This is a genomic window from Enterococcus sp. DJ147D b, from assembly GCF_058216655.1.
The window spans coordinates 2,547,550-2,570,936 of sequence record NZ_CM177104.1 but is presented as its reverse complement, the minus strand read 5'-3'; the positions used below and the strand labels follow the sequence as shown (position 1 = coordinate 2,570,936).

General features: G+C 36.4%; 20 protein-coding genes, 1 tRNA gene, 1 rRNA gene and 1 other annotated feature. Of the genes, 18 read left to right on the top strand and 4 right to left on the bottom strand.

The annotated features are described in order from the left end of the window. Positions 1–201: 201 nt before the first annotated feature. Both AC4BD1_RS12170 and AC4BD1_RS12165 read left to right on the top strand, forming a co-directional pair. Entirely contained in the window at positions 202–462 is a 261-nt protein-coding gene (locus tag AC4BD1_RS12170; protein ID WP_002341121.1) for a helix-turn-helix domain-containing protein, read from the top strand. A 336-nt stretch (positions 463–798) separates the two neighbouring features. Then, positions 799–1,518: a hypothetical protein gene (locus AC4BD1_RS12165; protein ID WP_174124822.1), complete on the top strand. Its 720-nt coding sequence runs from the start codon at positions 799–801 to the stop codon at positions 1,516–1,518. Between the two features lie 22 nt (positions 1,519–1,540). Here the strand turns inward: AC4BD1_RS12165 and AC4BD1_RS12160 are convergent, their stop codons facing one another. Beyond that, on the bottom strand, positions 1,541–1,870 hold the full coding sequence (locus AC4BD1_RS12160) for a helix-turn-helix domain-containing protein (RefSeq protein WP_104760334.1): 330 nt from the start codon (positions 1,868–1,870) through the stop codon (positions 1,541–1,543). Between the two features lie 129 nt (positions 1,871–1,999). Here AC4BD1_RS12160 and AC4BD1_RS12155 point away from each other — a divergent pair, with 129 nt between their 5' ends. The 14 genes from AC4BD1_RS12155 (at position 2,000) to guaB (ending at position 17,378) form a co-directional block, all read left to right on the top strand. Beyond that, positions 2,000–2,212 carry a helix-turn-helix transcriptional regulator gene (locus AC4BD1_RS12155; protein ID WP_104760333.1) on the top strand — a complete coding sequence of 71 codons (213 nt, stop codon included), beginning with the start codon at positions 2,000–2,002 and terminating at the stop codon, positions 2,210–2,212. A gap of 38 nt (positions 2,213–2,250) precedes the next feature. Beyond that, complete coding sequence (locus AC4BD1_RS12150) at positions 2,251–2,613, top strand: zinc ribbon domain-containing protein (RefSeq protein ID WP_104760332.1); 363 nt, start codon at positions 2,251–2,253, stop codon at positions 2,611–2,613. Between the two features lie 36 nt (positions 2,614–2,649). Continuing rightward, positions 2,650–2,976, top strand: a complete 327-nt coding sequence (locus AC4BD1_RS12145; protein WP_002287730.1) for a hypothetical protein — start codon at positions 2,650–2,652, stop codon at positions 2,974–2,976. Positions 2,977–3,129: 153 nt separating this feature from the next. Next, the gene (locus AC4BD1_RS12140; protein ID WP_104760330.1) at positions 3,130–3,855 is read left to right on the top strand and encodes a hypothetical protein; all 726 of its coding nucleotides are present in this window, start codon (positions 3,130–3,132) and stop codon (positions 3,853–3,855) included. 497 nt (positions 3,856–4,352) lie between these two features. Then, the gene (locus AC4BD1_RS12135; RefSeq protein ID WP_490485654.1) at positions 4,353–5,948 is read left to right on the top strand and encodes a type I restriction-modification system subunit M; all 1,596 of its coding nucleotides are present in this window, start codon (positions 4,353–4,355) and stop codon (positions 5,946–5,948) included. Beyond that, positions 5,938–7,191 (top strand): restriction endonuclease subunit S, encoded by a 1,254-nt coding sequence (locus tag AC4BD1_RS12130; protein WP_490485653.1) that lies wholly within the window; start codon positions 5,938–5,940, stop codon positions 7,189–7,191. The genes AC4BD1_RS12135 and AC4BD1_RS12130 overlap by 11 nt, the downstream gene beginning before the upstream one ends. A gap of 12 nt (positions 7,192–7,203) precedes the next feature. Continuing rightward, positions 7,204–10,353 carry a type I restriction endonuclease subunit R gene (locus AC4BD1_RS12125; RefSeq protein WP_490485652.1) on the top strand — a complete coding sequence of 1,050 codons (3,150 nt, stop codon included), beginning with the start codon at positions 7,204–7,206 and terminating at the stop codon, positions 10,351–10,353. Between the two features lie 879 nt (positions 10,354–11,232). After that, positions 11,233–11,946 carry a 16S rRNA (guanine(527)-N(7))-methyltransferase RsmG gene (rsmG, locus tag AC4BD1_RS12120; protein ID WP_490466653.1) on the top strand — a complete coding sequence of 238 codons (714 nt, stop codon included), beginning with the start codon at positions 11,233–11,235 and terminating at the stop codon, positions 11,944–11,946. Positions 11,947–11,957: 11 nt separating this feature from the next. Further along, positions 11,958–12,725 carry a ParA family protein gene (locus tag AC4BD1_RS12115; RefSeq protein WP_206907835.1) on the top strand — a complete coding sequence of 256 codons (768 nt, stop codon included), beginning with the start codon at positions 11,958–11,960 and terminating at the stop codon, positions 12,723–12,725. Next, positions 12,712–13,602 (top strand): ParB/RepB/Spo0J family partition protein, encoded by an 891-nt coding sequence (locus AC4BD1_RS12110; RefSeq protein ID WP_206907836.1) that lies wholly within the window; start codon positions 12,712–12,714, stop codon positions 13,600–13,602. The genes AC4BD1_RS12115 and AC4BD1_RS12110 overlap by 14 nt, the downstream gene beginning before the upstream one ends. Positions 13,603–13,619: 17 nt before the next feature. Further along, entirely contained in the window at positions 13,620–13,811 is a 192-nt protein-coding gene (locus tag AC4BD1_RS12105; protein ID WP_067483680.1) for a DUF951 domain-containing protein, read from the top strand. A gap of 8 nt (positions 13,812–13,819) precedes the next feature. Next, the gene (ychF, locus tag AC4BD1_RS12100; protein WP_067483682.1) at positions 13,820–14,920 is read left to right on the top strand and encodes a redox-regulated ATPase YchF; all 1,101 of its coding nucleotides are present in this window, start codon (positions 13,820–13,822) and stop codon (positions 14,918–14,920) included. Positions 14,921–15,009: 89 nt separating this feature from the next. Further along, positions 15,010–15,705 (top strand): DUF1129 domain-containing protein, encoded by a 696-nt coding sequence (locus AC4BD1_RS12095; protein WP_206907839.1) that lies wholly within the window; start codon positions 15,010–15,012, stop codon positions 15,703–15,705. A 188-nt stretch (positions 15,706–15,893) separates the two neighbouring features. After that, a complete protein-coding gene (guaB, locus tag AC4BD1_RS12090) occupies positions 15,894–17,378 on the top strand; it encodes an IMP dehydrogenase (protein ID WP_490466652.1) in 1,485 nt (494 codons plus the stop codon). Positions 17,379–17,447: 69 nt separating this feature from the next. Here guaB and serS read toward each other — a convergent pair whose 3' ends face one another. The 3 genes from serS to croR form a co-directional block, all read right to left on the bottom strand. After that, positions 17,448–18,719, bottom strand: a complete 1,272-nt coding sequence (gene serS / locus AC4BD1_RS12085; protein WP_206909714.1) for a serine--tRNA ligase — start codon at positions 18,717–18,719, stop codon at positions 17,448–17,450. A 49-nt stretch (positions 18,720–18,768) separates the two neighbouring features. Continuing rightward, positions 18,769–18,977 (bottom strand) — a binding site (T-box leader). Positions 18,978–19,028: 51 nt separating this feature from the next. Beyond that, positions 19,029–20,219, bottom strand: a complete 1,191-nt coding sequence (locus AC4BD1_RS12080; protein WP_206909715.1) for a sensor histidine kinase — start codon at positions 20,217–20,219, stop codon at positions 19,029–19,031. Further along, positions 20,206–20,895: a response regulator transcription factor CroR gene (gene croR, locus AC4BD1_RS12075; protein ID WP_067483692.1), complete on the bottom strand. Its 690-nt coding sequence runs from the start codon at positions 20,893–20,895 to the stop codon at positions 20,206–20,208. Before croR ends, AC4BD1_RS12080 begins: the two co-directional genes overlap by 14 nt. Before the next feature lie 720 nt (positions 20,896–21,615). On the opposite strand from croR, the gene AC4BD1_RS12070 reads away from it, so the two are divergent. Both AC4BD1_RS12070 and AC4BD1_RS12065 read left to right on the top strand, forming a co-directional pair. Next, positions 21,616–23,175 (top strand): 16S ribosomal RNA (locus tag AC4BD1_RS12070). 86 nt (positions 23,176–23,261) lie between these two features. Further along, positions 23,262–23,334: transfer RNA gene (locus AC4BD1_RS12065), tRNA-Ala, on the top strand. Positions 23,335–23,387 lie beyond the last annotated feature (53 nt).

Below are 23,387 nucleotides of genomic sequence, written 5' to 3'. Positions count from 1 at the left end.
TTTTTGACACAAAAAAATTTTTGTTATATAATATTTTTAATAAATAAGGGTTTGGGTGAGACAGATTAGGGCTATTGACAAAAAACAATAGCCCTATTTTTGTGCGTTTTTTTATAAAAAACAGGCTTGCGTAGTAAACCGTATGAGTATATTATGTTGGCATGGAAGTTGTTCTTTTAATTGATTTTTAGGAGGTTTTTTATGGAGTTGTTAGTAAACACTGACGGGCTGTTAGAGGAAATGAAAAAAGAGATAAGCATTATATTTGAATCATGGAATCAAGATAGTTCTCGGTATAGAGAGTATTTGACTACGGAGGAGACTAAAGCTTATTTAGGGGGTATATCTACTAATAGCTTGACTAAGCTAAGAAGAAAAGGTTTAAAACGGGTTACTATAGATGGTTTATGTCTTTATAAAAAAACTGATATCATTCAGTTTTTAGATGAAAATAAGTATTAGGTAACTGATGAATCAACCATTTATAATTGATCAAATGAATATGTTTTCTTAAAAACAGAATAAGGGCTTTTAAGACCTTGGGGCTATGCGCCCCAAACCCCCACAATCTTTCAGATTGACCGAGGGAGGGGCAGAGCCCCTCCTGAGTATAATAATTTTTTGATATATATAGAAATTAAATATTTAACTAGGTATTTATCTCATAGTTTAATAACAGAAGGGATATTTATATATGTATGAAGTTACTAAATTAAATATTGTTCTTATTATTTATTGACCTTTTCATAATTACTAGGGGCGAAAAAACATAAAAACAGACAGAAAGTAGGTAAAAAAATGAAAAAAAATATCACTAAGATAGATACAGGACGATTCCAAGATATCATTTGGAAAATAAAGAAGACAAAAAAAGGTAAGTGGGTTCTCAAACATCTTATTTCACTTTTTCTCCCATATCAACGTTGGGACAGAGAGACTATAAAGGCGGAATTTGATTATAGTTTATTCTATGAGTTAAACAATGGAAAAAAGCGGTATAGTACTTTAAGTTACGGACTTTCTTATGAGGATTTTCTTTTAAAGGATTGTTCAGAAAGTGAACTTGAAATAAAAAGAATATTGTCAAATTCGCAACGTGCAACAAAAGACAGGTTTTTCGAAATGGAACTTAACATGAAAAGGCGAAGTCAAAAAGATCGAGAAAAGGAATTTGAAAAAAGATATGGCAATTTATCAATTGAGAAGCAAGACAGGATCAAAAAAAATCATTTATCTAGTATAAATAGATACGAGGAGAGACTGCCTACAGTTAGTACATCAGACAATGTATCAAACGATGTTCTTTCTGACAATGTATCTAGTCACCAAAGAAATATAGAAATGAGAGAGGACATTATGAATGGATTAAATACAAAAGACATTATACTTCTAACATATATAGTAACGATGTTACCAGAAAAAATCGCAAAAAAACAAGGTATAAAACTGGAGTCAGTCAACAGACAGATTGCCCGATTGCGCAATAAAGTCATCAATATACTAAAAGAAAGTGCCTAACATTTCGTAGTAGGCACTTTCTTTAAGCAAATTCATTTCGTTCAAATTCTTGCTTTTTTAGTAATTTCATATAATCAATCGTTCTTTCTCTATCATGGGGGCTGAGTGATCGATACAAGGTCACAAAATCTTTCTCCGCTTCAATCATCTCTTCATCTAAAAAATGGCTTACAGGGACTCCAAGTGCTTTTGAAAGAGCGATGAGGCTTTCTAGATTAGGTTCTGTTACAGAATTTTCCCATCTTGCTACAGCTTGCTGTGTAGAGAAGATTTTTTCCGCTAATTCTTTTTGTGTCCACCCTAGAGCTTTTCGTTTCTCTTTAATGACTTTTGCATAATGTTTCTGTTTCAATAATTACACCTCCTTTCTCATTAGGGTACAACAACTTGTTGTATTTGTAATGATATATAAAGTTTTATGTATTTTATGAGTTGATATACATCATATCGTTGTATATAATGAGAAACAGAGAGTGAGGATATGAAAAAAACAAGTAATCTCAGCCGATATAGAGAAGAAAGAGGACTTTCTCAAACTGAGTTAGCAAGGAAGATGAATGTTACACAACAATGTATAAGTTCATGGCAAATAGGGAGAACGATTCCTAAACCCTATCAAATGAAAATGCTTTCTGAGATATTAAGTGTACCAATAAATGAGTTGTTTTCTGAGGTGTTTAACAAAGCAATGTAGTTTGGTAATAAAATTAAACGATTTTAGGAGGGAAAGACATGTATTGTAGGAAGTGTGGTAAAGAAATAGCAGATGAAAGTAAGTATTGCCAGTTTTGCGGAGCACTACAAGAAACAGATGAGACAACCGGAGCAGACGTAGTAAAGAAAAGTACTGAGCAGACAATTAATGAAATGAAGGAACGAATCGTACATGGACAAGAAACAGGGAAGCTGTATTTGATTATTGGTTGGATTTCTATGGTAGTATCGTTAGCATTTATTCCTGTTGTATTTGGTGCTGTTGCTGTTATTATGGGTTACTTATATCGAGAGAAAGATGAACAAATGGGTACGATTTTGATGATAGCAGGGGTAGCTGGAGCCATCTTTGGTGTACTTTTAGGGATGTCAATGTACTGATAAGAGCAAATTATTTTGGAGATAGGAGATAAAAAGTTGAATAAAGTAAATATGAACAAGAAGTTTGTCATTATAGGTATCGTCGTATTGGCTATTATAGGTATAATTTTTTCAAGAATGACGGGTTCATCTGGACTAGAGAAGTCATCTGTACCATTGGTAACTCAGATTTTACAAGAACAGTATAACTTAAATCGGACATGTGATGATGTGACGATCACTCATGATAATGGTGATAACACGTACCGGGCTAAAGCTACGTTAGACAATGGAAGTGCTATCAATATAAATGTCGAGTACTATCCAAAAAAAGACCGTGTATATGTAGAGATACCATATACTGAGGTGTTAATGTTAAATTGATTTAAATGTATTATGCATACTGTCCAAACAGGAACTCCTAAAGGTGTAAGCTTACTAAGGAGTTTTTTTGATTCCCTGTAAATAATAGTCTGATGATTGCTGGGAAAATCTTTACATTAGTTACTGTTATAACAGCAGTGTATAGGAGGAAAAATGAAAAAGAAAAAATTATTATGGATTTGTTTGGCAATTTTATTGATAATTGGAGGAATTGAGATATTTACCACATATAGATTAAAAACGAATCAGCCTAAACAATATGTATCAGACATGTTAAATATTATTGAAGAAATAGACTCAGAAATGAAAACTTTATCAAAAAATTTTATGGATTTGGGAGAAAGATACGAATTTAAGGGTTTTATGGAAGATAAAGTGGACGAGGTATCAAGTAGAGAAATTCCAGAAGGCACGCCTAAAGCTGTTAGGGACACCAAAGATACTCTTCTTGAAGCGATAGATAAAGTGAACACAGCTTTACTAACTAACGATGTAAAATTATTGGAACAAGGTCAGCTTTGTTTTAGTATGGCTCAAGCCATATATATAGAGTTTTTAGATGGAAATATAAAAGAGAAGCCACTTAATGAAAAACTTAATTCATTTGTAGAAACATACACAGCTATACCACCTACTTGGAAACTTGTAAATGAAGATAAAGGAATCACGATAAATACTGATACAGAGATTTCTGCAGATACTCAATCTTTATCAGATTTATTAGCTAATCTAACAGGTATCAGTAATGCAGTGACAGAGCAAGTTGGTAAAGATATTCCACTTAGGTTACTTGAAAATGGGAAAAAAGATTATTCTGTAGTATTTAAGAACGGACAGGTAACTGATTACAACGAAGTATTTAAAAAAGTTATTGAATAATGATTCTTCCATCTTTTTCATTCATTTACCCTACCCCGTTGTTATATGACCGTACTTATACATCTCCAGTAGCTTAGGATAAGCTACTGGGGGTATTTTTTTTTTCGGATTTGGAGCCCGACTATATTTATTTGTATCTGAAATGAAACGGAGATAGTTTCATTAAACGTTGATATATAAGTGTTTTAGACTGTTTCAGGTAGTGATTTTAGTGAAAAAATTTTTAAGAAATTTGTATATTTTATACTACTAGACAGTACTGTTTTTTTATGAAAAAATCATATGTAATTGTTTTATATGTATCTGAAATGGTTCTAAAGATAACTATGTAGAAATATAAAAAATAAGTTAACGATCAGTCTAAGTTATATCAAACAACGTTAGACTCCTTTCACGTAGTTTATTAGCAAGAATAAGTTTTTTTCTTTTTCTAAAAGGGAGTGTGCTAAAATAAGAGGGTATATAGCAACTTTAAATAGGAGATAGGAGTGTATCTTTTGGGTGCAGAATTAAATCAGAAGTTATTTAGTGCGGCAGATAATCTCCGTAGTAAAATGGATGCGTCAGAATATAAAAATTATTTATTGGGGCTGATTTTCTATAAATATTTATCCGACCGTTTGCTGGAACAAGTGGTTCTTTTAGCAGATGAATCCTTAGAGGAATATGACACAGTAAGCAAACAAACAATGTTGTATCGTGAATTACTTTCAGATGAAGAATCAAAAGAAGATCTGATTGCCACAATCGTTGATATTTTGGGATATGCAATTGCACCAGAGTATCTTTTCAACGTCTTAGCGGATCAAGCAAAACAAGCAACGTTCCAATTGAACGATCTAAACAAAGCCTTTGTGCAATTGGCATCTACCTACAATCAATTTAATGGGTTATTTGATGATGTGGATCTCCAATCAAAAAAACTAGGAACAGATGAGCAACAACGAAATGTGACGATTACCGAAGTTATCAAGAAATTGAATGACGTGGAAGTTTTAGGTCACGATGGGGATGTGATCGGGGATGCGTATGAATTTCTGATCAGTCAATTTGCTTCAGAAGCAGGGAAGAAAGCCGGAGAATTTTATACACCTCACATGGTTTCTGATATGATGGCACAAATCGTGACACTAGATCAAAAAGAACGACGATTCTTTAGTGTTTTTGATCCAACGATGGGTTCAGGTTCATTGATGTTAAACGTACGTAACTACTTAACACACCCAGATAACGTTAAATATCATGGGCAAGAACTAAATACAACGACATACAATCTAGCAAAAATGAACTTGATTTTACATGGTGTCGACGCCGAAGAAATGAATCTCCGCAATGGGGATACGTTGAATAAGGACTGGCCAACAGATGAACCTTACACATTTGATGCAGTAGTGATGAACCCACCTTATTCGGCTAACTGGTCAGCAGATACGACCTTTTTAGATGATTCTCGGTTTAATCGTTATGGGAAATTAGCGCCAAAATCCAAAGCAGATTTTGCGTTTCTTCTTCATGGTTTCTATCATTTGAAGGAAACAGGGACTATGGCCATCGTCTTACCACACGGAGTTTTATTCCGTGGCGCTGCAGAAGGGGTCATTCGTCAAAAATTATTAGAAGACGGCAGTATTTATGCTGTGATCGGTATGCCTGCGAACTTGTTCTTTGGTACATCGATTCCAACGACGGTGATTGTATTGAAGAAGAATCGTCAAACTCGAGATGTATTATTCATTGATGCTAGTCGAGAATTTGTCAAAGGAAAAAATCAGAATAAATTATCGGAAGAAAACATTCAAAAAATCCTCGAAACCTACGCTGAAAGAAAAGATGTCGAGAAATACGCTCATTTGGCAACCTTTGATGAAATCAAAGAAAATGACTATAACTTAAATATCCCACGCTATGTAGATACGTTTGAAGAAGAAGAACCAATTGAGATGGTTCATGTCGGAAATGACATCAAGAAAATACGACAAGAACAGCAAGTGCTAGAAAAAGAACTTTTAGAAGCTATCTCTTCCCTGCAAACAACACCTGAAAATGAAGCGTGGTTACAAGGTGCGCTGGAGGTGTTCAAACATGAGCAATAATACACAACCAGAAATCCGTTTTCCTGGTTTTACGGAAGATTGGGAACAGCGTAAGTTTAACAACTGCTTTAATTTTCCTGTATCTACCAATTCATTATCACGGGCAATGTTGAATTATGATAATGGAGAAATTAAGAATATTCACTACGGAGATATTTTAATTAAATATTCTACTATTCTGAATGTTAAAGAAGATGAGATTCCATATATCACTGGAGGAGAGTTAGAAAAATATAAATCTAATTTATTAGAGAATCAAGATTTAATTTTTGCAGATGCAGCTGAAGATGAGAGTGTAGGAAAAGCTGTTGAAGTTAGTGGAATCACCAATGAGAATCTTGTATCAGGGCTCCATACTATAGTTGCAAGAGTTAAAGGAGAAAAAGCTCCCTTTTTTTGGGGATATTATATCAACTCAGACATTTACCACAGACAACTTTTAAGATTGATGCAAGGATCTAAAGTATCGGCAATCAGCAAAGGAAATCTACAAAAAACTAATGTCTCATTTCCAAATCGAATGAAAGAACAACAAAAAATCGGCACTTTCTTCAAACAACTCGACGACACGATCGCTCTTCATCAACGTAAGTTAGATTTGCTGAAGGAAACGAAAAAAGGATTCTTACAAAAAATGTTCCCTAAAAACGGAGCAAAAGTGCCAGAAATCCGGTTTCCTGGTTTTACGGAAGATTGGGAACAGCGTAAGGCAAAAGAACTATTTATTCCTAAAGCCGAGAAAAATCAACCTGAACTGCCAGTCCTATCAGTTACACAAGATCATGGAGTCGTATATCGAGAGCAAGTGGGAATTGATATTAAGTATGATAAGGCAACTCTTAAAAATTATAAGGTTATTCACCAAGGCGATTTTGTAATCAGCTTACGATCTTTTCAGGGGGGATTTGAACTCTCTGACAAGCTTGGTATTACTAGCCCCGCATATACTATATTTGTTCCTAAAAATATGGATAGTCAAGATAATTTATTTTGGAAAACTAAGTTTAAAACATTTACTTTTATTGAATCATTAAAAACAGTCACGTTTGGAATTAGAGATGGAAAATCTATAAGTTTTTCTGAATTTGGAGATTTGAAGTTATTTTTTCCAAAAAATATTGAAGAACAACAAAAAATCGGTAACTTCTTTAAACAACTCGATGACACCATTACCCTTCACCAACGTAAGTTAGATTTACTAAAAGAAATGAAAAAAGGCTTTTTACAAAAGATGTTTGTCTAGGAGGGAAGAAGAATGAAAATTAGTCACCGTGAGGAAGCGGAAGTCGAAGAACAGTTGATTCGTGTACTGGGGGAAGGACATAATCAGTGGACGTATCGTCCGGATCTAAAATCAGAAGAAGATCTTTGGGTCAATTTACGTCAAAAAATCATCTCAAATAATCAAGCAGAACTGAATGATTCTCCTTTGACCGATAAAGAATTTGAAACGATCAAAACGGAATTATTGCTACGGACGAAAACCCCATTTGATGCTGCGAAATGGTTAAAAGGTGAAAATGGGATGGCTCGGATCACGATTGAACGGGAAGATCCGCAATTGGGTTCTGTCTCGCTCATTCTTTATTCCAATCAAGACATTGGTGGAGGAATCTCTACCTATGAAGTGGTCCATCAAATTGCAAAACGTGGAAGTAACATAGAAGCACGGGATCGACGTTTTGATGTTACCTTATTAATCAATGGATTACCGATTGTCCAAATCGAGTTGAAACAAGTAACCGCAAAAGATGGCGTCTATCAGGCGTTTAACCAAATCAAAAAGTATGCAGAAGAAGGCATGTTTCGGAACAATATCTTTTCGACCTTGCAGTTGTTTGTGGTTTCCAATGAACAAACGACCCGGTATTTTGCAAATGCCTTACCGAAAGACTTGCACCCTAAGTTTTTATTTAGTTGGCGAACGAAAGATAATAAAAAGGTAGAAAACTTATATGAGTTTTGCAAACAAGTGCTAAATATCCCGGATGCCCATCGCTTGATTGCGGATTATACGATTGTCAGTGAAGATCAAGACAATAAAGCCCTCATGGTGTTACATCCTTATCAAGTGCATGCGATTCAAGCCTTGTTTATTGCCGCAAATAAACATCAATCAGGGTATGTGTGGCATGCGACTGGTTCAGGAAAGACGTTGACTAGTTTTGTATCTACTAAGCTTTTAGCACGAAAATCGGGGATCGATCGAACGATCATGTTAGTGGACCGCAAAGATTTAGATAATCAGACCACCACAGAGTTTACGAAATTTGCTTCGGAATTTAATACGGGGATTTCTTCTGGGAATGCCAAAGCAAATAGCTTGATTGTTGGAACGGGAAGTGCCAAAGAATTAAGTGAAACCCTGTTGGCGGATGCCAATGCGAATGTTGTGATCATTACAACCCGTCAAAAGCTGGATGCCGCATTGAAATATGCAAAGAAACAAGAGGAGAAAAAAGGAACCAATCGCTTCCAAAAATTAATGGGGCAACATATCGTGTTTGTAGTAGATGAGTGTCATCGAGCGTTAAGTGCTGAAAATATGGAAGAAATCAAAAAAATGTTTCCGAAATCCACTTGGTTTGGCTTTACAGGTACACCGATTTTCCCTGAGAATCGGAAACAAGCCAAAGGGCAATTGGCACGTACGACCCATGATCAGTATGGGGAAGTCTTGCACACCTATACCATCAAGAATGCGCTAGAAGATGGCTCTGTTTTAGGATTTCAAGTAGAGCATGAAAATACCGTTGAGCCGACTTCATTAGAGAATAAAATCTATCGGAAATTAAAAGAAGTAGAAACATATGCAGAGTATTCACCGGAACAGATCAATCGTATGATCGATCAAATGGAGTCAATCAAAAAAGAAAGTTATTTGGACCCTGCTGTTTTTGAAGCAGATGAACATATCCAAAAAGTCATTCATAAAATGTTCCGTCCAGATAATGCCTATACAAAATTTGATTTTCGAAATGGCCGTCCAACGAAGTCTGCAATCTTAACTACGAGTTCTATTGACATGGCCAAAAAGTATTATCAGGCCATTAAAGAGATGATGAAAGAGCCTGATTGGTTAACAAAAGAGTTTCCCAATCATCCCATTCGTGAAGGACGAACGATGGAGGATCCTGATTTCCCAAGGATCGCTATTACCTATTCATTAGAAGAAAATAGCCGAGATTCAAGTGCCCAACAAGAAGAAATGCAAAAAATTATTGAGGAATATAATCAGTATTATGATACTTCCTGGTCATTAGCAGACATTGAGCGTTATAACGGAGACATCAATAATCGTTTGGCACGAAAAAGAGCGGAATTCAAACAATTTGGGAAACAAATTGATTTAGTGATCGTAGTGGATCGTCTATTGACAGGTTTTGACGCCCCTACGATTCAAACCCTATTTGTGGATCGTAATCTAGAGTATGCAGGATTGATCCAAGCCTTTTCACGTACGAACCGTACGTATCCTGAAAAAACAAAAGGACTAATTGTTACTTTCCGAAAGCCAGCGACAATGGAGAAGAATGTCGAGGATGCGACAAAACTGTATTCAGAAGCTAAAGAAGAATCGGGTTTGATTTATCCAAGTTATCAGGAATCCAAAAAAAGATTCAAGCAAGCATATGGTAAGTTAAAGGAGGTTTCATCGATGGAATCCATTGATGAACATACGCCACTTGAAATCCGTATCGAATATGTCAAAGCATTCCAAGAATTGAATCGTGCGTATGAATCGTTAGTGACTTATGACGATTACAATGATGACATGGTGAAATCTCCAACTTTGAACAATCAAATTCAACTTTTGGAAGAACAAATTGGCGTGTACGAGACCGTGAAGGGTTCATTGATGGAGGAAGAACCAGAAAAAGAGGGAGAAGATTTTTCAACGATCGAATTTTATAGTGAAAATACCACTAAGTTGTATGATATTGATTCTACTTATATTGATCAATTACTAGGAACTTATGCTGCGAATAGTTCAGATGCACGAGAAGAAATTGAAAAAGCTTTGGCTAAATTGAATAAAACAGAAGGAGTCAAAGAAGTTTACCGACAAATTCTAAATGCATTTGATGTGGGGACTTTAGATAGTAATGAAGATATCTTTGTCATTAAACGTCGCTATTTTACACAAGCAAGTGATGATTTGATTCATGCCTTTTCCAATGAGTGGTTTGTTTCTGAGAAAGAATTACATGCTTCTAATCTGCAATATATGCCAGGTGAAGATCCAATCCCTAATATGAAAGCAATTATCAACAGTAAGGATTACGAAGGATATAAAGCTAAGCATCCAGAAGCGAAGCCATTTAAATACCCACAAGAAATGAAGCGAGCATGGCGTAAAATGTTAGATGATGAGTTGATTCCACTTGAGAATGAATTGAGGTAAACGAGAAGAGTTAAGAAAATTGTACGATTCAAAGATGGTAGTAAAGTGGAAGTGTAGAAAATAGGGATAGATGTCTTTTATTTGTTCACATTTTATAACGAAGTATTTAAGACAGCTATTGAATAATGTTTCCTCCACCTTTTTCATTCGTTTACCCCACCCCGTTGTTATATGACCGTGTTTTGAGAGGAACCAATAAAAAGCATAGGCTAACTAGGGGTTCCTTTTTCTTTTGTTTTTTTGGAATCCGCTTAAGTGAAATGTATCTGAAATGAAACGGAGATAAAGTGATTTTTTGCTGTAATGACAAGGTTTTAGCTGTTTCAGATACCATGTATCCCAAAATAGTTTATTGATAAAATAGGAGAGTATTTGATACTAACTAGTAGGAAAAAATGAGATAAAAAGTAAATGGAATCATTTCAGGTAATCTCAAATAAAAAAATATACAGTCCTGTGGCACTTTACCTATGGGACTGTATATTTTACTCTCAGCGGGCTTGTTTTGACTCCGTGTCTGACTCCGTCGTATTGATTTTAAATGATATTCGATGACCATTTAACAGGTCATTTTTGAAATTTTTGTCTCTATATGACTCAGTTTGATAATTATTGATAGATCAATTTGGGTCTATATCGAACAAGGGAAGATCGCGAAAGTGGACGTATCTGCCCAATAAATTTTTAAAATAAAAAGAGAACTAAAAAAGAACTTGAGTGGGGAATAATTTCTATGCTTCCTCGAGTTCTTTTTTATTTATTTTTTAGTGCGAATTTTTTTAAGATTGTACCTGGAAGCATTGCAAGAAAAAGTAAATTGCGTTAAAGTAGGAGAAGATTCTGTGAAACAATTTCTGTTTCACAATGAAAGGACTAATTATGACACCAGAAGAATTTCGCCAAGCATTAGCAGAAAAACAAATTCATTTATCGGATCATCAGATGGAGCAATTTGCTACATATTTTAAAACACTGGTCGAGTGGAATGAAAAAATGAATTTAACAGCTATTACAGATGAAAATGAAGTGTATTTGAAACATTTTTATGATTCACTGACACTGGCTTTTGAAGTTGATTTCACCGAGAGACTTTCTTTGTGTGATGTTGGATCAGGCGCAGGTTTTCCAAGTATCCCATTAAAAATTGTTTTTCCAGAGTTACAAATCACCATTGTTGATTCATTAAATAAACGAATCACTTTTTTAACAGAATTAACGAACGTATTAGGCATCAGTGCTTCTTTATACCATGATCGTGCAGAAACGTTTGGTCAAAACATGGAGTTTCGTGAATCTTTTGATTTAGTTACTGCAAGAGCTGTCGCTAGGTTAAATGTACTGGCAGAATTATGTATGCCACTAGTGAAGTTAGGTGGACATTTTTATGCACTAAAGGCTGCTAAAAGTGAAGAAGAACTGACTGAAGCGAAACATGCAATTGCACTCTTAGGTGGTAAATTTATCAAAGAGGCAGCAGTTGATTTACCAAAAATTTCGGATCAACGTCATATTCTTATTATAGAAAAGAAAAAAATCACACCCAAAAAATATCCAAGAAAACCTGGATTGCCTAATAAGCAACCCATTAAGTAGGAGGAGAAGAGATGGCACAAATTATATCTGTTGCAAACCAAAAAGGTGGAGTTGGTAAAACGACAACTACAGTTAATCTAGGTGCTTGTCTTGCTAGCCTAGGAAAAAAAGTACTCTTAGTTGATATGGACGCACAAGGAAATGCTACCAGTGGTGTGGGTGTCCGAAAACCGGATGTCAAGCAAGATATTTACGATGTATTGGTGAACGAATTGCCAATTGAAGAAGCAACAATTGTAACAGAACATGAAAATTTAAATATCGTGCCTGCTACTCTCCAATTAGCTGGAGCAGAAATTGAATTAACTTCTATGATGGCTAGAGAGTCTCGATTAAAGGGTTCTTTAGCAGAAGTGAAAGATCAATATGACTATATTTTGATTGATTGTCCACCTTCTTTAGGTCACTTAACAATCAATTCTTTTACTGCCAGTGATGCAATTTTAATACCTGTTCAATGTGAGTATTATGCTTTAGAAGGACTGAGCCAACTACTTAATACCGTTCGTTTGGTACAAAAACATTTCAATCCTGATTTAGAAATTGCTGGTGTTTTATTGACAATGTATGATGCAAGAACAAATCTTGGAACAGAAGTTGTGGAAGAAGTCCGTAAGTATTTCCGAGAAAAAGTATATGATACGATTATTCCAAGAAATATTCGTTTATCAGAAGCTCCAAGTCATGGTCTACCAATTATTGACTATGATCCACGTTCTCGAGGAGCAGAAGTTTATCAAGCATTGGCAAAGGAAGTGGTTGATCGTGAAGAAAAATAAAGGCTTAGGTCGAGGAATCAACGCACTATTTCAAGATTTAGAAAATTTAGAAAGTGTTGATGTGAAAGACGAAGTAGTTATTCAATTACCTTTGAATGAGCTACGTCCGAATCCTTATCAACCACGAAAAACATTTGAAGAAGTATCTTTACAGGAATTAGCTAATTCAATTGAACAATCTGGTGTGTTCCAACCAATTATTGTAAGAAGATCTGCAGTAAAAGGATATGAGATCATCGCTGGTGAGCGACGTTTTCGTGCTTCAAAATTAGCTGAAAAAGAAACAATTCCAGCAATTGTACGAGAATTCAATGAAGAAGCTATGATGCAAGTTGCTGTTTTAGAAAACTTGCAACGAGAAGACTTAAATCCATTAGAAGAAGCAGAAGCTTACGAAATGTTGATGAAGAATTTGAATTTGACACAAGCAGAAGTAGCTAATCGTTTGGGTAAAAGTCGTCCTTACATTGCGAACTACTTACGATTGTTATCTTTACCAGATTTGGTGAAGGAAATGGTCCAAGATCATCGTTTGTCAATGGGGCAAGCTAGAACATTATTAGGTCTAAAAAATAAAGATCTTATTTTGAAATTAGCCAATCGTGTAGTATCGGAGAACTTAACTGTTCGTCAATTAGAACAAATAGTATCTGAATTGAATCAAAATGATGGAAAAGAAAAGAAAAAAATTCCACGTTTGGCAAAAGAAAAACCTTATTATATTCGAGAAAGTGAAGATCGCTTGATGGATAAATTTGGTACGAGTGTTGCAATTCAAGAAAAAGATGGCAAAGGGAAAATTGAAATCGAATATCTTTCACAAAAAGATTTAACAAGGATTCTTGATATTCTTAACATTCAATTTGATGAAGAATAGAAACAGGAGGCTATTTTATGTATGATTTAGGCGATATTGTTGAAATGAAAAAACCTCATGCTTGTCAAACAAATCGTTGGGAAATCATTCGTATGGGAGCAGATATCAAAATCAAGTGTGTAAACTGTGGCCATATCGTGATGATGACACGTCGCGATTTTGAAAAAAAATTAAAAAAAATACTTGAAAAAAAGGCAAAGAAAGAGTGAATTAATTTATGGCATTGACTGCTGGAATCGTTGGGTTACCCAACGTAGGAAAATCAACTTTATTTAATGCAATTACCAAAGCTGGAGCAGAAGCAGCGAACTATCCTTTTGCAACAATTGATCCAAATATTGGAATGGTAGAAGTACCAGACTGGCGTTTACAACGTTTAACAGAGCTTGTACAACCGAAAAAAACCGTACCAACGACATTTGAATTTACCGATATTGCGGGTATTGTTAAAGGTGCAAGTAAAGGTGAGGGATTAGGAAATAAATTTTTAAGCCACATTCGCCAAGTAGATGCGATTTGTCATGTTGTTCGTTGCTTTGATGATGACAATATCACTCACGTTGAAGGTCGAGTGGATCCTTTAGGGGACATTGACACAATCAACTTAGAATTGGTCTTAGCTGATTTAGAGTCGATTACTAAACGTTATACACGTGTGGCTAAAGTAGCAAAAACAAAAGACAAAGAAGCCGTAGCAGAGCTAGCTGTATTGGATAAAATCAAACCAGTTTTAGAAGAAGGTCGTTCTGCTCGATCAATCGAATTCACTGAAGAAGAACAAAAAATCGTTAAAAGTCTGTTTTTACTAACAACTAAACCTATTTTATATGTTGCAAATGTATCAGAAGATGATGTTGCGGATGCAGAATCAAATCATTATGTTCAAGAAGTCCGTAATTTTGCAGCTGAAGAAAATGCAGAAGTTATCGTAGTTTGTGCCCGAGCAGAAGAAGAAATTGCCGAACTAGATGAAGAAGACAAAGCAGAATTCTTAGAAGCTTTAGGGATTGAAGAATCTGGTTTAGATCAATTGATTCGTGCAGCTTACGGATTGCTTGGACTAGCAACTTATTTCACAGCAGGCGAACAAGAAGTGCGTGCTTGGACTTTCAGAAAGGGAATCAAAGCACCACAAGCAGCTGGAATTATCCATACGGACTTCGAGCGTGGTTTTATTCGTGCAGAAACAGTTTCATTTGATGATTTGAATAAATATGGAAATATGCACGCAGCTAAAGAAGCTGGTCGTGTTCGTTTAGAAGGTAAAGAGTACATTGTGCAAGATGGAGATGTTATGTTGTTCCGTTTTAATGTATAAAAGGGCTATCATAGTTTGCTAAAAATATGTTAAAATATTTTTTGTGACAACCGTTAAGCAAACTAACGGCTAAGGAGGACTACTAGATCATGGAACCAGAGCAATTACGTGAAATGGTGAAAGAAAATAATCATTTAGAAACACAATTAACGAAGCGAAACCAACAGTATATTTTTGATTTGAAGAAATCTTTAGAGGCGGCAAACTTATCTGAGGCAGAAAAAGTTAATGCGCTTCATGATATGCTACCAGTCTTGGTGAAAGAACAAAAAGGCGGTAAAACTGCACGTCAACTTTTTGGAACGGTTTCTGAGCGAACAGAATCAATTATTAGTAAGCCAGTAGCGCCAAAGAAATCTTCTACACCAGTTTTGATGTGGCTAGATAATACATTATTGTTACTAGGTCTACTGAGCATCATGATTGCAATTACAGGTTTCTTTTCACGTGAAACAGCTCCAGCTTATGGAATTTCTACGCTTCTATTCGGGTCAGCAATTGGTGGTTGGGTGTTTTATATGATGTATAAATATATTTATCAATATGAATATCCAGGTGCAGATAGAAGTAAGAAACCAGGAATGTTAAAAACTTTATTGATTTTAGGTGGCTCAACACTTGTGTGGGTAATCGCATTTTCAGCGACAACTTTACTTCCACCTGTTCTTAATCCTGTATTGAATCCAATTATAGTAATTGTTATTGGTGCCGGGGCATTAGCACTACGTTACTATTTGAAGAAAAAATATGAAATTGTAGGCAGCTTATCTGTTCCAAGAAGATAAATGAACGAACAACGCACGAATTTATTTGTGCGTTGTTTTTTTTTGTTTTCTTTCGTAACAATGAGAATAATCGAAAGAAAATCGTTGTTTTATGAGAAATAAAGCAGCAGTTTCTGCTTGGTTATTGACTTAAAGGTTAAAATCGCTTATTTTAATAGATAAACTAAATTAGAGGAGTGGTACTAACAATGTCCAACTGGGAAACAAAGTTCACGAAAAAAGGGTTTACTTTTGATGATGTCTTATTGATACCAGCAGAAAGTCACGTGTTACCAAACGAAGTGGATATGAGCATACAACTAGCAAAAAATATTAAGTTAAACATTCCAATTATGAGCGCAAGTATGGATACGGTAACTGATAGTAAAATGGCAATTGCAATGGCTCGTCAAGGTGGTCTAGGTGTTATTCATAAAAACATGACAATTGACCAGCAAGCGGAAGAAGTTCGCAAAGTGAAACGTTCAGAAAGTGGCGTTATCATTGATCCATTCTTTTTAACACCACAACATCTAGTTGCTGATGCCGAAGAACTAATGAGTAAATATCGCATTAGTGGTGTTCCAATTGTTGAAACTTTAGAAAATAGAAAATTAGTAGGAATCATCACTAACCGTGATATGCGTTTTGTAACAAATTATCATATTCCGATTGACGATGTGATGACAAAGGATAACTTAGTTGTTGCCCCAGAAGGAACTTCTCTAAAAGATGCAGAGAAAATTTTACAGAAACACAAGATTGAGAAATTACCAATCGTTGATGAAGATGGTCGCTTAAGTGGTTTGATTACCATTAAAGATATTGAAAAAGTAATCGAATTTCCTAATGCTGCGAAAGATGAACATGGTCGTTTACTCGTTGCCGCTGCAGTAGGTGTAACAAGTGATACTTTTGAGCGCGCGGATGCTTTATTAGCTGCTGGTGTAGATGCAATCATCATTGATACAGCTCACGGTCACAGTGCAGGTGTGATTCGTAAGATTAAAGAAATTCGTGAAACTTTCCCAGAAGCAACATTGATTGCTGGTAACGTAGCAACTGCTGAAGCAACCAAAGCACTTTATGATGTTGGTGTTGATGTTGTTAAAGTTGGGATTGGACCTGGTTCGATTTGTACAACTCGGGTTGTTGCAGGTGTCGGTGTTCCTCAATTAACAGCCATTTATGATGCAGCTTCCGTTGCACGTCAATATGGTAAAACAATTATTGCCGATGGTGGGATCAAATATTCAGGTGATATTGTTAAAGCTTTAGCTGCTGGAGGACATGCGGTTATGTTAGGTAGTATGCTAGCCGGGACAGATGAATCACCAGGTGAATTTGAAATTTTCCAAGGTCGTCGTTTCAAAACATATCGTGGAATGGGTTCATTAGGTGCAATGGAAAAAGGATCAAAAGATCGCTATTTCCAAGGTAGCATTAATGAAGCAAATAAATTAGTTCCTGAAGGTATTGAAGGCCGTGTAGCTTATAAAGGAAGCGTAGCAGATATCATCTTCCAAATGATTGGCGGATTAAAATCTGGAATGGGCTATGTTGGTGCTGCAAACTTACAACAATTAAGAGATGATGCACAATTCATCCAAATGAGTGGCAGTGGACTAAAAGAATCACATCCACATGATGTTCAAATCACTAAAGAAGCACCAAACTATTCAGTTGAATCATAAACAACAAAAAACCATCCACCAAAATCAATTATGATTTTGGTGGATGGTTTTTTGTTTTATAAAGTAAATTTATTTGATTACTCTTAAATTTCCCATATATGGCACTAAGACTTCAGGAATAGTTACTGAGCCATCTTCATTTTGATAATTTTCTAAGATTGCTGCGACTGTGCGGCCAACAGCTAAACCAGAACCATTCAATGTATGTGCATAATGAATTTTTCCATCTTCATCGCGGTAGCGAATCATTGCTCGACGTGCTTGGAAATCTTCACAATTTGAACATGAACTGATTTCACGGAAAGTATCTTGTGCAGGAATCCAAACTTCTAAATCATAAGTTTTAGCAGCAGAGAAGCCCATGTCCCCTGTTGATAAAGCAACGACACGATAGGGTAAGTTCAATTTTTGCAAAATATCTTCAGCATCATTAGTCATTTTTTCTAGTTCTTCATAAGAATGTTCAGCATCAGAAAACTTAACCATTTCGACTTTGTTAAATTGATGCAAGCGAATCAAACCACGAGTATCTCTACCAGCACTGCCAGCTTCTGAACGAAAAGCAGGGCTAAGAGCGGTAAAGCGAATTGGCAAATCTTTTCCATTTAAAATTTCATCATTGTAATAGTTAGTTAAAGGAACCTCTGCAGTAGGAATCAATGTTAAATCAGTATTTTCCAATTGGAATACATCTTCTTTAAATTTTGGAAATTGACCTGTCCCAAACATTGCACGACTGTTAACGATGTATGGAGTAATCATTTCAGTATAGCCGTGCTCATAAATATGTTGGTCTAGCATAAAATTATATACCGCACGTTCTAGACGCGCGCCTAACCCTTTGTAATAAACAAAACGACTTCCTGAAACTTTCGCGCCACGTTCAAAATCTAAAATATCAAGATTTTCTGCGATTTCCCAGTGTGGTTTAGGTTCAAAAGAAAAGTTTCGTGGATTGCTCCAACGACGAACTTCGACATTATCCTCTTCATCTTTTCCAATTGGGACTGATTCATTAGGTAAATTTGGTAAGGTAGTAGCAATCTGAGTAAGTTTTTCATCAACATCAGCAATTTCTGTATCTAAGGCTTTGATGTTACCACCAACTTCTTTCATTTCTGAAATTTTTGCAGAAGCATCTTCTTTATTACGTTTTAGTTGCGCAATTTCTGCAGAAACATCATTTCGATATTTTTTTAATTCCTCACTTTTTACAAGCAAATTACGACGACTTTCATCTAATTCCATAAATTCAGCCAAAGTTTCTTTTTTTACGCCACGTGTCATTAATTTTTCTTGGACTGAGTCAAAGTTCTGACGCATCATTTTCACATCTAACATTACTAATTCCTCCTTTATAAATAAAAAAAGACTATTTGTTCCCAAAAAATCTTGGGACGAAATAGTCTTGTATTCGCGGTACCACCCGAGTTCAGCATCAACGGCTGCTCTTGTTTACAGATAACGGCTGCTAACCGGCTTTTTTTATTTCAAAAAGCACACATTATAGAACTGGAACTTCCAAATTATTTTTTACTGATTTGCAGCGACCATCAGCTCTCTGTAAAAAAAATAAAGTGTACTGGGTTCAGTGTTTAGTATTCACTAATTGACTTAAGAATATCGAAAAATAGGATGTTCGTCAACTGATTATTTTTTGTCTTGAGGAAGTTTACTATTTTTTTTCAAAGGTAGGTGCATAATAAATGAAGTCCAACTTTGATCTGATTTTGCATAAATGTAGCCGCCATGTAATGCAACGATACTTTGAGCAATTGCTAGCCCAAGTCCTGTTCCACCAGTTGCTTGTGATCGAGATTCTTCCACTCGATAAAAACGGTCAAACAAATTATCAAGCGATTGTTTTGGAATCATTGCACCATTATTTTTGACGACAGCTACAACTTCTGTTCCAATACGCTCGACTTCAATAATAATCTTTGTAGCTCCTTTACCGTACTTCAAAGCATTTGTAATTAAATTATTAAAGACACGAACCAATTTTTCTGTGTCTCCATCCATAATCAAAGAAGACTCTTTAGATTGGACAAGTATTTGGATATTTTTTTTTGCCGCTTCCAACTCAAAGTCAGCAGCAAGTTGTTCGATTAATTGAATTAAATCAAATGCTGAAAAGTTAACAGGTACAGCAGGCTGTCGTACTTTTGTATATTCAAAAAGATCTTCAACTAAAGACTTCATTTGTTTCGCCTTTACATAAGCAGTATGTGTGTACTTCAAAAGATCTTCTTGAGAATGATATTGTCCATCTTCAATCAAACCTAAGTAGCCAATAATGGATGTTAGTGGGGTACGAATATCATGGCTTACATTTGTAATTAGTTCATCCTTTGATTTTTCAATTTTTCGTTCATCTTCAATAGCGGCGACAGTACTATCTACTAATCCATTGATACTAGTGACAACTCTACTAAGATCTCCACTGAGTTCAAAAGGGATTCGGTGATCATAGTTGCCATTAGCAATGAAATGCAGTTCACTAATAATATGACGTAACTGCATTTGCCGATAGCGACGAATCAAGCGCCAGTATAAAACTGCTATATCTAATAGTAAGAAAAGCGGAATAATAAAATTCCTACCATTCCAAAAAAGGTCAGATCCAAGTCGTTGAGCAAAAATATTTTTGGAGTCCCAAATTGCATTTGTGAGAGAAGGGGAGCTGTTAATGACAGAACTAATTACTACTAAAATAGCAACATTTAATAGAAGTAAAAGAATAACTGTGATGATTCCTTCTGCTAAAAGTTCACTAATTTCTTTGGAGGTTAAAATGATACGTCGGCGCTTTTCTTTTCCTACGCTCTTATCTTGCGTCAATTTTATATCCAACCCCCCAAACAGTTTGAATGACTTTTTCTCCACCTGTAGCTTCTTCAATCTTATCCCGTAAATGGCTCACATGTACCATAACTGTTTTTGCTGAGACAATACTTTCTTGTTTCCAAACACGTTCAAAAATTTCATCCGCACTAAAAACACGATTTGGATGACTTGCTAAAAGATATAAAATTCCAAATTCTAGAGCAGTTAATTGGATTTCTTTCCCGTCAATTGTTTTTACCTCATGAGAGTCTTTATTGATTATCAACGAGTTTACTTCTAGTACATCTGGTTGTTCAGCAGTTATTTGCATTTTTGTACGACGTAGTAAAGATTTTACACGCGCCATAACTTCCAATGGATTAAATGGTTTAGTTACGTAATCATCTGCACCAGCAACCAATCCTTTGATTTTATCCATATCAGTTGTTTTTGCTGTTAACATGATAATTGGAATTTGAGATTCTTTCCGTAATTCTTTCACAACTTGCATCCCGTCCATTTCAGGCATCATGATATCTAAAATAAGTAGTTCAATATCTGGAATGGTTCTGATTTTTGATAGTGCTTCTTTTCCATCATAAGCTTTTACCGCTTCGTATCCTTCATTGTGTACATAGATACTCAATAACTCTACAATTTCTTTATCGTCATCTGCAATTAAAATTTTCATATAGTGAATCCTCCAGAATATAAGTATGTTTACCATTATTCTAGCAAAAAAAAGCAGAAATAGATAAAAGCAACACTTTGTTAACAAAAAATTTAGAAGAAATCACTGTAAATCAAATATAATAAAAAAAACTGAACAATTTTTTCAGATATAACATATAATTGAGCAAAAATAGTGTAAAAAGCGAATGAATTTAAAACAGAATTAAAGAATAATCGATCTTGCTATAAATGTTGTCAAAACAGCTTTTTTCTTGTTGACTTTAGAATTTTAAGTTGGTATATTATTATTTGTTCAACAGAGTTGTCGTAATTTTGTTGAGCAATTGTTAAATAAGTTATTGACATGTGAATTGTCACGTGATAAGATAACTGAGTCGTTTAGAAAGAACCTCTTATGAAGCTTGATTTCATCAAGAAAAACTTCAAAAAAATTCTTGACAAATAACAAACGATGCGATATGATAAATGAGTTGCCGAAAGATTTCTTAAACGAAATCGGAAAAACTTTTTCAAAAAAGAGTTGACATTTAAACGTCGCTCTGATATGATATAAAAGTTGCTACGGCAATTCAAGTAGACCTTTGAAAACTGAACAAAGTAAGACAAACCAAATGTGTAGGGCGTCTTGATTCAATTCAAGACAACAAACATTTTTAAACAGCAAGCAATATGCTAGCAAACAAATTGAGCTTAACAATCGAAAGATTGTTCTAACTTTTATTATGAGAGTTTGATCCTGGCTCAGGACGAACGCTGGCGGCGTGCCTAATACATGCAAGTCGTACGCTTTTTCTTTCACCGGAGCTTGCTCCACTGAAAGAAAAGGAGTGGCGAACGGGTGAGTAACACGTGGGTAACCTGCCCATCAGAAGGGGATAACACTTGGAAACAGGTGCTAATACCGTATAACAATCGAAACCGCATGGTTTTGATTTGAAAGGCGCTTTCGGGTGTCGCTGATGGATGGACCCGCGGTGCATTAGCTAGTTGGTGAGGTAACGGCTCACCAAGGCCACGATGCATAGCCGACCTGAGAGGGTGATCGGCCACATTGGGACTGAGACACGGCCCAAACTCCTACGGGAGGCAGCAGTAGGGAATCTTCGGCAATGGACGAAAGTCTGACCGAGCAACGCCGCGTGAGTGAAGAAGGTTTTCGGATCGTAAAACTCTGTTGTTAGAGAAGAACAAGGATGAGAGTAACTGTTCATCCCTTGACGGTATCTAACCAGAAAGCCACGGCTAACTACGTGCCAGCAGCCGCGGTAATACGTAGGTGGCAAGCGTTGTCCGGATTTATTGGGCGTAAAGCGAGCGCAGGCGGTTTCTTAAGTCTGATGTGAAAGCCCCCGGCTCAACCGGGGAGGGTCATTGGAAACTGGGAGACTTGAGTGCAGAAGAGGAGAGTGGAATTCCATGTGTAGCGGTGAAATGCGTAGATATATGGAGGAACACCAGTGGCGAAGGCGACTCTCTGGTCTGTAACTGACGCTGAGGCTCGAAAGCGTGGGGAGCAAACAGGATTAGATACCCTGGTAGTCCACGCCGTAAACGATGAGTGCTAAGTGTTGGAGGGTTTCCGCCCTTCAGTGCTGCAGCTAACGCATTAAGCACTCCGCCTGGGGAGTACGACCGCAAGGTTGAAACTCAAAGGAATTGACGGGGGCCCGCACAAGCGGTGGAGCATGTGGTTTAATTCGAAGCAACGCGAAGAACCTTACCAGGTCTTGACATCCTTTGACCACTCTAGAGATAGAGCTTCCCCTTCGGGGGCAAAGTGACAGGTGGTGCATGGTTGTCGTCAGCTCGTGTCGTGAGATGTTGGGTTAAGTCCCGCAACGAGCGCAACCCTTATTGTTAGTTGCCATCATTAAGTTGGGCACTCTAGCAAGACTGCCGGTGACAAACCGGAGGAAGGTGGGGATGACGTCAAATCATCATGCCCCTTATGACCTGGGCTACACACGTGCTACAATGGGAAGTACAACGAGTCGCGAAGTCGCGAGGCTAAGCTAATCTCTTAAAGCTTCTCTCAGTTCGGATTGTAGGCTGCAACTCGCCTACATGAAGCCGGAATCGCTAGTAATCGCGGATCAGCACGCCGCGGTGAATACGTTCCCGGGCCTTGTACACACCGCCCGTCACACCACGAAAGTTTGTAACACCCGAAGTCGGTGAGGTAACCTTTTGGAGCCAGCCGCCTAAGGTGGGATAGATGATTGGGGTGAAGTCGTAACAAGGTAGCCGTATCGGAAGGTGCGGCTGGATCACCTCCTTTCTAAGGAATATTACGGAGACTACACAGGTTTGTCATTATTACTTTGTTCAGTTTTGAGAGGTTTACTCTTATTATTTTTAATACTTGGGGCCTTAGCTCAGCTGGGAGAGCGCCTGCTTTGCACGCAGGAGGTCAGCGGTTCGATCCCGCTAGGCTCCATTAACAACATTAGTTGTTAATTTTGTTCATTGAAAACTGGATATTTGAAGTAA